The sequence below is a fragment of the Primorskyibacter flagellatus genome (genome assembly GCF_048268605.1).
Lineage (GTDB): Bacteria > Pseudomonadota > Alphaproteobacteria > Rhodobacterales > Rhodobacteraceae > Primorskyibacter > Primorskyibacter flagellatus.
Genome location: NZ_JBLWVF010000036.1, coordinates 1 through 12,629 on the forward strand (window position 1 = coordinate 1; position 12,629 = coordinate 12,629).

General features: G+C 59.2%; 11 protein-coding genes and 1 pseudogene. 8 read left to right on the plus strand and 4 right to left on the minus strand.

Annotated elements, in window-relative coordinates; genetic code table 11:
- Positions 1-125: 125 nt before the first annotated feature.
- Positions 126-1,058 (plus strand): annotated as a pseudogene (locus ACN0WV_RS18860) (IS5 family transposase).
- A gap of 245 nt (positions 1,059-1,303) precedes the next feature.
- On the opposite strand, the gene ACN0WV_RS18865 reads toward ACN0WV_RS18860, so the two are convergent.
- On the minus strand, positions 1,304-1,744 hold the full coding sequence (locus tag ACN0WV_RS18865) for a hypothetical protein (RefSeq protein WP_417607804.1): 441 nt from the start codon (positions 1,742-1,744) through the stop codon (positions 1,304-1,306).
- Positions 1,745-1,893: 149 nt separating this feature from the next.
- Between ACN0WV_RS18865 and ACN0WV_RS18870 the strand changes: the two genes are divergently transcribed.
- Positions 1,894-3,147 (plus strand): hypothetical protein, encoded by a 1,254-nt coding sequence (locus ACN0WV_RS18870; protein ID WP_417607805.1) that lies wholly within the window; start codon positions 1,894-1,896, stop codon positions 3,145-3,147.
- A gap of 143 nt (positions 3,148-3,290) precedes the next feature.
- On the opposite strand, the gene ACN0WV_RS18875 is transcribed toward ACN0WV_RS18870, so the two are convergent.
- Positions 3,291-4,196 carry a LysR family transcriptional regulator ArgP gene (locus ACN0WV_RS18875; protein ID WP_114291561.1) on the minus strand — a complete coding sequence of 302 codons (906 nt, stop codon included), beginning with the start codon at positions 4,194-4,196 and terminating at the stop codon, positions 3,291-3,293.
- 95 nt (positions 4,197-4,291) lie between these two features.
- On the opposite strand from ACN0WV_RS18875, the gene ACN0WV_RS18880 reads away from it, so the two are divergent.
- The 5 genes from ACN0WV_RS18880 to adh all read left to right on the plus strand — a co-directional run bounded on the left by ACN0WV_RS18880 (position 4,292) and on the right by adh (position 9,499).
- Entirely contained in the window at positions 4,292-4,903 is a 612-nt protein-coding gene (locus tag ACN0WV_RS18880; protein WP_417607806.1) for a LysE/ArgO family amino acid transporter, read from the plus strand.
- Positions 4,904-4,914: 11 nt separating this feature from the next.
- The gene (locus ACN0WV_RS18885; RefSeq protein ID WP_341235592.1) at positions 4,915-5,550 is read left to right on the plus strand and encodes a LysE family translocator; all 636 of its coding nucleotides are present in this window, start codon (positions 4,915-4,917) and stop codon (positions 5,548-5,550) included.
- 13 nt (positions 5,551-5,563) lie between these two features.
- Positions 5,564-6,463 carry a dihydrodipicolinate synthase family protein gene (locus ACN0WV_RS18890; protein WP_417607807.1) on the plus strand — a complete coding sequence of 300 codons (900 nt, stop codon included), beginning with the start codon at positions 5,564-5,566 and terminating at the stop codon, positions 6,461-6,463.
- 423 nt (positions 6,464-6,886) lie between these two features.
- Positions 6,887-7,846, plus strand: a complete 960-nt coding sequence (locus ACN0WV_RS18895; RefSeq protein WP_082386799.1) for a GAF domain-containing protein — start codon at positions 6,887-6,889, stop codon at positions 7,844-7,846.
- A 129-nt stretch (positions 7,847-7,975) separates the two neighbouring features.
- A complete protein-coding gene (adh, locus tag ACN0WV_RS18900) occupies positions 7,976-9,499 on the plus strand; it encodes an aldehyde dehydrogenase (RefSeq protein WP_054540808.1) in 1,524 nt (507 codons plus the stop codon).
- A gap of 477 nt (positions 9,500-9,976) precedes the next feature.
- Here adh and ACN0WV_RS18905 read toward each other — a convergent pair whose 3' ends face one another.
- Together ACN0WV_RS18905 and ACN0WV_RS18910 are read right to left on the minus strand one after the other, a co-directional pair.
- The gene (locus ACN0WV_RS18905; protein WP_047998255.1) at positions 9,977-10,609 is read right to left on the minus strand and encodes a tyrosine-type recombinase/integrase; all 633 of its coding nucleotides are present in this window, start codon (positions 10,607-10,609) and stop codon (positions 9,977-9,979) included.
- Positions 10,610-10,797: 188 nt separating this feature from the next.
- Positions 10,798-11,664, minus strand: coding sequence for a LysR family transcriptional regulator (locus ACN0WV_RS18910; protein ID WP_054522776.1), 867 nt, complete (start codon positions 11,662-11,664; stop codon positions 10,798-10,800).
- Between ACN0WV_RS18910 and ACN0WV_RS18915 the strand changes: the two genes are divergently transcribed.
- Entirely contained in the window at positions 11,605-12,540 is a 936-nt protein-coding gene (locus tag ACN0WV_RS18915) for a putative quinol monooxygenase (protein ID WP_231582226.1), read from the plus strand. The genes ACN0WV_RS18910 and ACN0WV_RS18915 overlap by 60 nt on opposite strands.
- The last annotated feature ends 89 nt before the right edge of the window (positions 12,541-12,629 follow it).

Here is a 12,629-nt window from a genome sequence, read left to right on the forward strand (position 1 = left end):
TGTCAGCACCCGATGACGCGCCAAAATCAGCTCTGAAGAATCCTCTTGCGCAAGGGGCGGTTATACATGTTGCACAAATCCCTTGTGGGATTCATCTCATGAATCCAGCGTGGTAGCTGGAATCCATGAGCAGACCCACACCTCCAACCTACAAGACCAGGAACTGGCCATCCTACAATGAAGCGCTCAAGCGCCGCGGATCGCTGACGATCTGGTTCGATCCCGAGATGAGCTGGGAGGCCGCACCAACTGGCAGGCGTGGCCGCCAGCAGAGCTACAGCGACGCCGCCATACAGACGTGCCTCTCGATGAAGGTGCTGTTCGGCATGGCGCTCCGGCAGACGACCGGGTTCGTCGAGAGCTTGTTGCAGCTGGTTGGTCTCGACTGGACGGTGCCCGACTTCAGCACGCTATCTCGCCGCCAGAAGACCTTGGCCGTAAACATCCCCTACCGCGGCTCCAAGGGGCCACTGCACCTGCTGATCGATAGCACCGGCATCAAGGTCGAGGGGGAAGGCGAGTGGCATGCCCGCAAGCATGGCGGTCCCAAACGGCGCGTCTGGCGCAAGATCCATCTCGGAATCGATGAGGAAACACTGGAGGTCCGCGCTGTCGAGATCACCGGGAGCCACATCGGTGATGCCCCTGTGCTACCCGACCTGCTCGGTCAGATCCCGGCGAACGAGCGGATCGGCAGCGTCACCGCCGACGGTGCCTACGACACACGTAAATGCCACGACGCCATTGCCGACCGCGGCGCCCATGCCGTCATCCCGCCCCGCAAGAACGCGAAGCCCTGGAAGACGATCACCGCTGGAGCCGTGGCGCGAAACGAGGCCCTGCGCGCGGCGAAATACCTGGGCCGCGCGCTCTGGCGACGATAGAGCGGATACCACCGCCGAAGCCGCGTCGAGACAAAGATGCATTGTGTGAAGTTGCTGGGGCAGCGGCTCATGGCGCGGGACTTCGACCGTCAGGTCGCTGAACTCCAGGTCCGAATCGCCGTCCTGAACGGATACACCGCGCTCGGCATACCCGTCACGGAAGCTGTGGGATAAGTCCGTCCGGGGAAGGGGGAACCTCGGCCATCACCCGATTTGTGCAACAGAGTTTGTATATTCCGCTAGGGCACGAAAGGCCGATCGCATTATTCAGCCTGAACGGCAGCTTTCGGGTCGCAGCGCGAGCAGAGCGAGGTCCGCATCCTGCGCATTGCGGCCGCTCGGGCGTCGCGGGGCTTTCAGCGGGGCATGCCTGTCTGCCAGCTGCTGCCGTGCAGCATGACGCGCTTGAAAACCGCCCCTCAGCCTGGCAACTGAGGCTGTTCCAGCGTCTCGTCGTTACCGTCCGATTTCATCGCATCGGCGATCAGGTGCTCGACCGTCTCGTTGAAATAGGCCGTGAGTTCCTGGTGCAGGGTGCGGAACTCTTGGGCTACCGTGCGTTCGAAGCTCGCCTGGCGCACCCGGACCATCACGGTCGTACGTCGTTGACGGGGGTAGCGGTAGGGACGGATCCCGTGCTTGCGGCAGAGCGCCACGAAGATACGGACCGACCAGACATCCGGCAGGGAGTATTGCAACTCGATTTCCGGATCGCCTCCATCGTTGGCATCCAACGAAAGCCTTGCCTGCAAGCGCTCGCGTGCCGCGCCGGCCGCCGCCCGTTCCCCTTCGGTCGCGCCGCGCGCAAACAGCGCTTCGAGCTTTGCCAGCTTTTCGCGAATGTCCTTTTCGCCGGCCATTGAACCCCCTCCGGTCTGCCCGCGCTATCAACGCGATGCCGCGCGAGCGGTCAAGGAGGGCAATCGCGAAGGCCGCCGACGAAGCCCCTGAGCGTTCTTCACTCCGGTCAGACCCTGTGCCACTCTGCCGGCGAGTTGGGGGAGGTGTCATGGCCCGCGTGCCATCCCACAAGTGGGCGTTCAAGTCCGGCATGCGTGCAGGCGCCTTTGGCTGGCGCGGCTCGGCGAAGGCGGCCGAGCGCCTGAAATCGGCAGGCGCCGAGATCATTGCCCTGCGCCGCAGCGACCCGGTCACCGCTGCCGAGGGCGTGGTTGTGCTGGCCGAACGGATTTGGCCTGCCTTCGAACATATCGACACGTCCTCCGGCGCCCTCGGCACGGCGGTGCGCCGGACCCTCGACAAGCTGCTGCCGGTCCTGATCGACGCCCCGGCCGACGAGAAAACACGCGCCAGATGGCTCGAACGGCTGCGCGCTGCGATCCTCGAAGATGGCGTGGACTACCTCGCGCCGATCTCGGATCGCTTCGGTGAAATTGCCACCTTTCCTGCACTGGTGAACGCGCATGCGGACCGCGACCTCGATCTGATCCACCATGCCTGGTCGGATCACGCACGGTATTCCCACATCCCGTCGGCAACCCTCACGCTTTCCTGCCTGCTCGAGGCCGGGCGCCATGACGATCTGCTCGCCCACCTCGCCTTGAAGAAGACGCGGCTGTGGTTCGACGAGAAGTTCTGGGCCGAAGCCTTGCTGCGTCAAGGGCGTGTGGACGAGGCGCTGGCATGCGCCGAGGCCCTGTTGGAGGGCGATCGGCAGCCCTGGGGCCATGGTGATATCGCGCGATTCTGTGAGGGCATCCTCGTGCGGCAGGGCAAGGCGGACGAGGCCTATCGCCGCTTCGGCCTGCCCTCGGCCGCCGGCAACACCTGGCTCGCCATGTGGCGCGATCTGGTGAAACGCTATCCCGAGCGCGATGGCCGCACGGTCCTGGAAGACCTGATCGCGGTGCACGGACGGAAGGGCAAGTGGTTTGCCGCCGCCAAGACGGCCGGATATCTGGATATCGCGCTTGACTGCGCCGCGGATTTCGAGGCCGCGCCCGCGACCCTTCTCCGCGCCGCGCGGGATTTCGTCGATAAGGAGCCCGCCTTTGCCGCGCAGGTGGCGCTGCACGCCATCTCGCATCTGCTCGCCGATCGCGGGTTCGAGACAAGCCCGCTCGATATCGACGAGGCGGTGTCACACCTCATGGCGGCGAGCCGGCGGATCGACCGATCGGCCTGGGCCGTCGAAGAACTGCACCGCCTTGCGCAACGGACAAACCAAAACGATCTCTTGACCCAACGCCTTCGCTCGACACTTGCGGACCTCGAGACTGGCGCCCACGATTTTGGCGTCTGAGGTAAGGACGGCCCTTAGCTGCCGTTCGTCAGTCATTCGGTACGCTGCGTTGCGGCCCGTCTAAGCGGCCATTCGTGCCACTTGCAGCATTTTCGGAGACTGAAGGTCGGCAGTGCGGACCAAGCTGTCGTTTCCAATGAGCGTCATGCTTGCGAGCTGAGCTCCCGCCGCGCTACCGTGAGTATTAACCGGGACAGCTCGTGAAGCTGGTCGGCGGCCAGCCGATTGATCTGCCAGAACAGGTGCCGCTCCAGCATCTGTCCGGGGGCCAGCTCGACCAGATCTCCGCGCTCGAGATGGCGTCTGGCGAGCTGTACCGGATTGAGCGCCCACCCCATGCCGGCGAGGCTTCCCTCAAGGAAGCTCTGCGTCGAAGGAAGCCAGTGCGTGGGGAATGACATGTCTTGCCCGAAAACCTCGCGCGCCCAGACGTTCTGGAGCCGGTCCTTCTGGTCAAAGGTGAGAGCGGGCGCGCGTTGGAACGCCTCCTTCGTGAGGCCGTCAGGGAAGTATCGGGCAACGAAGTCGGGGCTCGCCGTCGCCTGGTAGCGCAGCGCACCGAGCGGCGTGACACGACACCCCTGCACAGGACGTTCCAGCGAGGTAACGGCGGCAAGCACGCGACCGCGCCGCAGCCAGTCGGCGGTATGGTCCTCGTCGTCGATCGCCACATTCACGAGATAGTCGGTGGCCCTGGTGAAGGAGGCGATGGCCTCGAGAAACCAGGTCCCGAGGCTGTCGGCGTTCGTCGCCACGTTGAGGGTTACCTGTCCGGCACCTTCCGCCCCGGAAAGTTCAGGCAGATGTTCCATGAGATCCTTTTCGAGCATCCCCACGCGGTCCATGTGCCGGCAAAGCGCAAGGCCTTTGTCCGTGGCGGTGCATGGCGTTCCACGCTCGATGAGCACCGCGCCGAGGCGTTCCTCGAGATGCTTGATGCGCTGCGAGACAGCCGACGGGGTCACGTTGAGAGAAGCGGCGGCTCTTTCGAAGCTGCCGGTCCTGACGACCGCGGCGACGGCGCGAAGAGCTGCATAGTCCACAGCCATTTAGTTTTCCTTTATTGGCATCAGCGTCTTTAATTTGTCTAATCTACTGCGACCGAATAGTCCAAGGGCAGTTTTTTTGAACCAGAGGCCCACATATGGATATCGCAGTCTTCTTCACCGGCATGATGATGAGTCTCAGCCTCATCGTGGCCATCGGCGCGCAGAACGCCTTCGTGCTGCGACAGGGGCTGCGTGGTGAGCACATTCTGGCTGTCTGTCTCACATGCGCGGTCTCGGACGCGATTCTGATCACCGTCGGCGTGACCAGCTTTCGGAGCGTCTCGGAGTGGTTGCCCTGGCTCGAGCCGGTGATGCGCTACGGCGGCGCGGCCTTTCTGATCTGGTATGGCGTGAAGAGTCTTCTGTCGGCGTTGCGCTCGAACGAGGCGTTGGCCGCGGATTCCTCGCTGCCGATGACCGACCTCTTCCGCACGCTGATCGCCTGCCTCGCCATTACCTGGCTGAACCCGCATGTGTATCTTGACACGGTCGTTCTTCTGGGGACGATCTCCACGCAGTTCACCGACAGCCAAGGGTCTTTTGCGATCGGCGCGATCCTGGGATCGTTCGTGTTCTTCTTCGCTCTCGGCTACGGTGCCACCAAGCTGAGACCGGTGTTCGAGCGGCCAGCGGCCTGGCGCGTCCTGGAGACGCTCATCGCGCTGGTAATGTGGCTCATCGCCTTCAAGCTGCTGGTCGGAACCTGAGAGGACACACGATGGAGAACCTCAACCACCTGATCGTCGTCTTCACCGCCTACGTGATCGCGGCCGGAAGCCCCGGCCCGAGCACCCTTCGGATCATGGGTGTTGCGATGAACCACGGTCGCCGGGCCGGTCTGGCGCTGGCGGCGGGCGTCATCTCCGGATCGCTCTTTTGGGGGCTGTCCGCGGCCACCGGCGTTTCCGCGTTGCTCGCGCGCTATGCCGAGGCCCTGACCGTCCTGAAGATCTTCGGCGGCCTATACCTGCTCTACCTTGCGGTGCGGGCGGCCCGAAGCGCGTTGACGTCAGACTGGACAACCTCAAACGGACCGGCGCGAGAAGAGACTCCTCCGTCCTCGATCGCGCTCTACCGCCATGGCTTGATCATGCATTTGGCGAACCCGAAGGCGGTGCTGGCCTGGATCGCCCTGGTCACGCTCGGCCTCGGTGCTGAGCCATCCTGGCGTGACGTGGCCACAATTCTGGCAGGTTGTGCGGTCCTGAGCGTGATGATCTTCGCCGGCTACGCGCTCGTGTTTTCGACGGCACCGATGATCCGCCTCTACCGGAAGGCCCGGCGCGGGATCGAGGGCGTTCTGGCCGCCTTCTTCGGGTTCGCCGGTCTCCGCCTGCTTACGTCACGCTTTTGAAGGAGATATTCGCATGACCTTGTTCACCGGCCTGTCGGCCTTCCCGCTCACTCCCACTGATGACGAGGGGCAGCTGAAACCCGAGCTTCTGCAACGGTTCCTCGAGCGGATCGTGGCTGCGGGAGCGGATTCCATCGGACTGCTCGGCAGCACCGGCGGATACGCCTACCTGACACCGGAAGAGCGCAAGCGCACTCTGCGGGCTGCCGTGGACTGCGTGGCAGGACGGACGCCGCTCATCGTCGGTGTCGGCGCTCTAACAACCGATGTTGCCGAGAACCTTGCGCGAGACGCCCGACAAGCCGGCGCAGACGGCCTGCTTCTCGCGCCCATGTCATATCAGCCGTTGACCGATGATGAGGTCTTTCGCCATTTCGAGGCCGTCGCCGCGGCCGGCGAGCTGCCCCTGTGCATCTACAACAACCCGGGCACCACGAAATTCACCTTCAGCCCGGACCTGATTGCACGCCTCGCCGAGCTTCCGAACGTGGCCGCGGTCAAGATGCCTCTGCCGGCGGACAGCGATTACGCGGGCGAGATGCGGCGTCTGCGGGCCATGACGCGGGATGGCTTCGCCGTGGGCTATAGCGGCGATTGGGGGGCGAAGGACGCGCTGCTCGCCGGAGGTGACTGCTGGTATAGCGTCGTGGCTGGCCTCTTGCCGGAACCCGCTCTCGCACTCACCCGCGCGGCTCAGGCGGGGAATACGGGCGAGGTCGAGCGCATCGATCACGCTTTCGCTCCCCTTTGGGCGCTGTTCCGTGAGTTCGGCAGCTTCCGCGTGATGTTTACTATCGCGGAGATCCTCGGTCTCGGGCCCATCACCCCGCCCCGTCCGATCCTGCCGCTCGAGCCAGCATCCCGCGAAAGGGTCGAGGTGGCGCTGCGTCCGCTGCTCCAGGACGCCGTCTGATCAGGGGACTGTGCTTACGCCGGGAATGTCTTGAAAGGGCTCATTCCTGCCATTCGCCGCGGTCGCCCACCCAAACAGCGCTCAGGTTTGAAGGTCAAAGGTCGCCTCTGCGGACGAAGCTGACTTTAACTCCGCGAAGATCAATGGCCGCATTTAATGGGGGCATATTTAGAGAAAGCACCTCGGGTGGGAACTGGGCCTCCGAGTCGAAAGTCACTTTCCCTTTTGGTCCATTTAAAGTCCCCACTTCGGGGAACCATTTCAATCGGCAGGACTTCATCCCAACGACAGAACAGCCCAAGAATTTGAAAAAGGAGGGCGTCAAAATTTCTTGGCGCAATGAGCCCCACTGGCAGTGAAGGTTAGGACAGTAGTCGACAAACCGAGACCAGCGCGTCTTAATGATGCTGTAGGGAGAGCAAAATGACACCAAAGGCATCGCATGCTGATATTGTGATGGAGGCAACGCAGTCGACATCGGCTGCGGCAAAGTCGCGGGTTGCTGCGAGTTGGCACCGTTCTGTCATTAAGCATGGACTGGACCCTGATGAGCATCGGGCACCTGACCGAATAGAGCAAAAAAGTCTGCAATTCAGGATGGAGACGCTCGAAAAATTCATGACCGTCGCGAGCCCGCGTTTGGACGCGCTTTTCTCTCTGGTCGGGCAATCGGGTTGCGCGGTTTTCCTGACCGATACAGATGGCATCATCCTAGATCAACGTCTCTCTGATGCTGACGCTATGGCATTTGAAGGTTGGGGCCTCACAACCGGTGCCGACTGGAGTGAAGAGAAAGAAGGCACGAACGGCATTGGGACCTGTCTGACCGAGCAACGTCATGTAATCATTCATCAAGACGAGCATTTCTATACGCGCAACACAGGCATGAGTTGCATCGACGCGCCGATCTACGGCAGCAACGGTCAACTTGTGGCGGCGCTTGATTTATCATCCGCGCGTGCAGATCAAACGGAGGCCTTCAATCGCCTGATCGCGGCCCAAGTGGCCCAAACCGCACGCGCGATTGAAGCCGCGAATTTCAGGGCCGCCTTTTCATCCGCGCGGATCATTGTGGCCGAGAGCGACAACGCCGAGGCCTCAACGCTACTTGCCATTGACGAAAGTGATTTGGTGATAGGGGCCACCCGCGAGGCCCGCCGTGTCTTTGGGCTGCAACGGACGGGTGATTTAGTCGCGCGCCCTGCAACAGACATACTGGGACGTGAAGATGGCCCTACAGGATTTGAGAAGGCCGAAAAGGCCGCTGTGATTCGTGCGTTGGCACGGGCCGGAAACAACGTATCGCAGGCCGCGCGCCAGCTTGGGATCGGTCGTGCGACGCTTTATCGGCGGATGAAGCGGCTTGGACTTGAAGATAGTTAGGGGAAACTGTCTCATTGGTGAGACACCTTTAATCCCGCGACACCTTCCTGCCACAAGACGTGGCGCACGACGCAAGTCACACTCTTTGTAATCCGGGAGGAGAAGCCGGATTACAATGGAGGATTTCAAATGAACGATATGACCCACACCGAGGCAGGCACATATGTGTCGCCGTTTAAGCTGCGCTACGACAACTATATCGGCGGCGCGTTTGTGCCACCCGTCAATGGCAAATACTTCGAAAACGTGACGCCCATTACCGGTGGCTTGATCAACGAATGCGCCCGCTCTGACGCGGCGGATATTGAGCTCGCACTTGATGCAGCCCACGCTGCCAAAGACGCTTGGGGCAAAACATCTGCCACGCATCGCGCGAATATTTTGCTTAAAATTGCGGACCGGATCGAAGAGAACCTAGAACTCTTGGCCACTGCCGAAACATGGGACAACGGCAAGCCGATCCGCGAAACGATGAACGCAGACGTGCCACTTTGCGCCGACCACTTCCGCTATTTTGCAGGTGTTTTGCGCGCGCAAGAAGGCAACATGAGCGAGATCGATAACGACACCGTCGCCTATCACTACCACGAGCCCTTGGGCGTTGTCGGCCAGATCATTCCTTGGAACTTTTCTTTGCTGATGGCGGCATGGAAACTGGCCCCTGCTTTGGCTGCGGGCAACTGCGTCGTAATGAAACCAGCCGAACAAACGCCTGCCGCGATCATGGTCTTTGCAGAACTAATCAACGATTTGTTGCCAGCCGGCACATTAAATATCGTCAACGGCTTTGGCGGAGAAGTCGGCGCAGCACTTGCCAGTTCCTCGCGCATTGCAAAAATCGCCTTCACTGGGTCCACCGTCACGGGACGCAAAATCATGGAAGCGGCGACCAAGAACCTGATCCCCGTCACGCTTGAACTGGGTGGCAAGTCGCCAAACATCTTCTTTTCTGACGTGATGGCAAAGGATGATGCGTTCTTGGACAAGGCCGTCGAAGGCTTCGTTCTGTTCGCCTTCAACCAAGGCGAAGTCTGCACCTGCCCTTCACGTGCGCTGATCCAAGAGGACATCTACGAAGAGTTCATCGCGCGCTGCATCAAACGCGTCGCTGCGATCAAGCACGGCGACCCTCGCGACCCCGAGACCATGGTCGGTGCACAAGTCAGCAAGGCCCAACACGACAAGATCATGGGCTATTTCACGATCGGTCGCGAAGAAGGCGCCGAAGTGCTGGCTGGTGGTGGTTCAGCGCGGTTCAACGGTGAATTGTCAGGCGGGAACTACATCCAACCGACGATCCTCAAGGGTCACAACAAGATGCGGGTTTTCCAAGAGGAAATTTTTGGGCCCGTCGTGTCGGTAACGACGTTCAAGGATGAAGCCGAAGCTTTGGAAATCGCGAACGACACGATGTATGGCCTCGGCGCTGGCGTTTGGTCGCGTGACATGAACACCTGCTACCGCTTTGGGCGTGCCATCGAGGCTGGCCGCGTGTGGGTGAACAACTATCACGCCTATCCAGCCCACGCAGCGTTTGGCGGCTATAAGCAATCGGGCATTGGCCGTGAAAACCACAAGATGATGCTGGACCACTACCAGCAAACCAAGAACTTGTTGGTGAGTTATAGCCCCAATAAGTTGGGCTTCTTCTAAATACTTCGAAAGGCGGCCTTTGCAAATACATGCAAAGGCCGCATCGCAGACCTCGTCAGTTCAAGCTTTGTAGCTATTCCATGAATTCCAATTGAAAACCTTGCTCTGGCAGCGTGTCAGTCATTCAAGGTATTTCTGTTAACCTAATTGACCGCTCTACCTACCGATCGAGAAACGCTCTCAGAATTTAGTCTATTGCTCCGCTTTGGGCTGGAATTTCGGGGCACGATTTCCTTGTTTCCCTTATCAAGATTTAAGCCGCTCCTCAGGTGTTCGGTTCATTCGGCACATTTCATAACCTTTAACCTAGGTTCACTCGAAGTCGGAAATTGCAACTGCTACTTTCAGTTTTCCGATTGCGGACATTCGCGGCAATGCAGAAAATCGGTAAAGAGGGCTCAGTCCTGCCGACCGCTGCGGGAACCATGAAGGCCTGGTCTTGATTGGCGAACGGCAATAGCCGCACGCCAACTTCGTTCAGATGTCGATCCGTTCAGCAATGCTTAGCGCATCTTCCAGCTCAACGCCCAGATAACGCACTGTGCTATCGACCTTCGTATGGCCTAACAAAAGTTGTACGGCGCGGAGGTTCCCCGTCTTGCGGTAAATCTCCGCAGCTTTGGTTCGGCGCATCGAGTGTGTTCCGTATCCGCTGGGTTCCAGGCCAATCGCTGTAACCCAGTCACGAACAAGTCGACCATATTGACGTGTTGAGATATGCGGGCGGTCGTGGAAACGGCTCGGAAACATGAACCGGCACCCGATCATCTCAGGAGATCGCACCCACGCAATGACGGTATCTCTTGTGTTTTCAGTGATTTCGAACTGAACGGGTTTCTTGGTTTTACTCTGGACTATTGAAACGCGTTCGCGAACGCGGTCATCTTTGACCAAATCGGCCACGGCGAGTTTTACCAGATCACAGCCGCGCAGCTTGCTATCAATCGCAACGTTGAACAGCGCAAGGTCACGAAGATAACCCGAAAGTTCAAGCCGCGCCCGGATGGCCCACACTTGTTTGGGAAGAAGGGGACGTTTTTGGCCGATGATCCGACCCTTGTTCCAGGCTTTGTGTTTTGGGGTAACTGCAGGAAGTTGCACTCTTGGCATAATATGCCCTCCAATCCTCCCTCCAAACCCAGACATCAGCACAGCGCTCACGAAGAGAATATAGCATCGGTTCGAACGTTCGTTTTCCGAAATCGCTAGAACGCGGTATCTCTGCCTGTGCATTCGGGCGCACAGAGCCCACTTTGACCGATGCTGCACGAAGCGCCAATGTCCGCTCTTTACAAAGCTCAGTTCCGCGAAAACTCCCGCACCAGTTCGTTTGTTTCTGAGCGAGAAGCCTGATGGCGGAAACGAAGCGCTGCCACATCTCTTGCAATTTCCATGTCGGCTACCGGAAGTGAGACGAGATTGTCATGGTCAGGGATCGACGTTTCGGGAAGGATAACGGCCCCCGAGCCTCGCCGCGCGAGCTCGACCAACCAGTCCACGCGGTTTGACCGGTATGCCGCATAGAGCGTATGACCATGGTCCGTGCACGCCCCATGCAATGCCTCTCGCATTTCACAATTTGGGCGATCCAACATGGTTGTATCTGCCAAATCAGCAAGCGATACGGCCGGCAACTCAGACAGGGGATGACCTTTCGCCACAACCACACGATAGGCCTCTTGATAGAGTGGGTCTATGCGATAAAGCTCCTCACTGACCTCTACTGTTGATATCACGAGATCAAATTCTCCCTCGCGAAGTCCCGCCAACAAAGTGTCGTTTGCGTCGACGATCAGTTCTATCTCGGCTTGCGGCACGCGTTGACGAAACCGTTCGACGGCCTCCGAGACTTTGGCATGGCCTATCGTTTCACCTATTCCGATGCTAATCGGGACTCTTTCTAGCCGCGTATGTCGGACAGCCTCGGCTTTTGCCTCCCTTGCCTCAGACTGCATACGTTCCAATCTTGGCTGCATAAGCTTACCAAGCGCTGTCAGGCGGCAGCCAGCACGATCTCGGATGAACAATGCATCGCCCAATTCGTCCTCAAGTTTTTTGATCGCCGCCGTAAGCGAGGGTTGCGATACGTTGGAAGCACTCGCGGCATGGGTGAAATTGCGATGCTCGCAAACCGCCAAAAAGTAGCGGACCTGATTCATTTCCATGACGTCCTCCTCATACGCAACCTCAACCGCGCATCAATCATAGTCAATGCCTATCGAAGTATAGGACTTCAAGATTGGAGTCATGAGGGTGGCACATGGGACAAGGGCTCATCGAAAACGAACGATGAACCCAAACTCAGGAGAAGACCAATGAAATCCATAATCCTTCACACCATCTCAGCACTCGCTTTGATTTCTGCAACAACTTCCGCAAACGCACAGGAAAACGTCATGAACGATCACACTGCCAGCTTTATCGAAATGCCCGCCGCATCCGGCCAGACCGACGCATTTGCCGAGTTTCTTGCAGGTGCTGCCCCACTGGTCGCAGAAACCGAGCCCGGCACCAAACTCTGGTTTGCTTTGCAAGCAGGCGACAGCCTAGCGATCTTCGATGTCTTTGAGGATGAAGCTGCCCGCAATGCCCATTTTTCAGGTGCTGTCGCAGGCGCACTGAATGGAAACGCAGACACATTAGTAGACGGCGGTTGGGATGCTGGAGTTGTCGCCAACATCAACAACTCGGACGTTCTGTCAGCCAAAGCACCGGTTGATCTCTACAGTGCCACAACTGCAACATATATCCGGCTCGAAGCGGCTCCAGGACAGGCCGATAATCTGGCTGCATTGTTGACGGCGGCTGGCCCGATCGTGGCCGATACAGAGCCAAAGACGCTGTTCTGGGCGGCTTTGCAGATTGACGAAAACAACTTCGCAATCTTTGACATCTTCGCCGACAACTCAGGTCGCGAGGCACACTTTGCTGGGCAGGTTGCCGGGCTTCTGAACGAAAAAGCGTCGGTTCTGGTCGAGGGCGGTTGGGACGACGGCGTGGTCGCCAACGTCAGTAACTTCGACATTCTGGCAATCAAGTAAGTAACGAGTGCCTTTATCGAGTGCCCGGCGGCCAATGGTCGCCGGGCATTTGTTGCCTCAGATACAAATTCTATTTGCCGCGAAGAGGA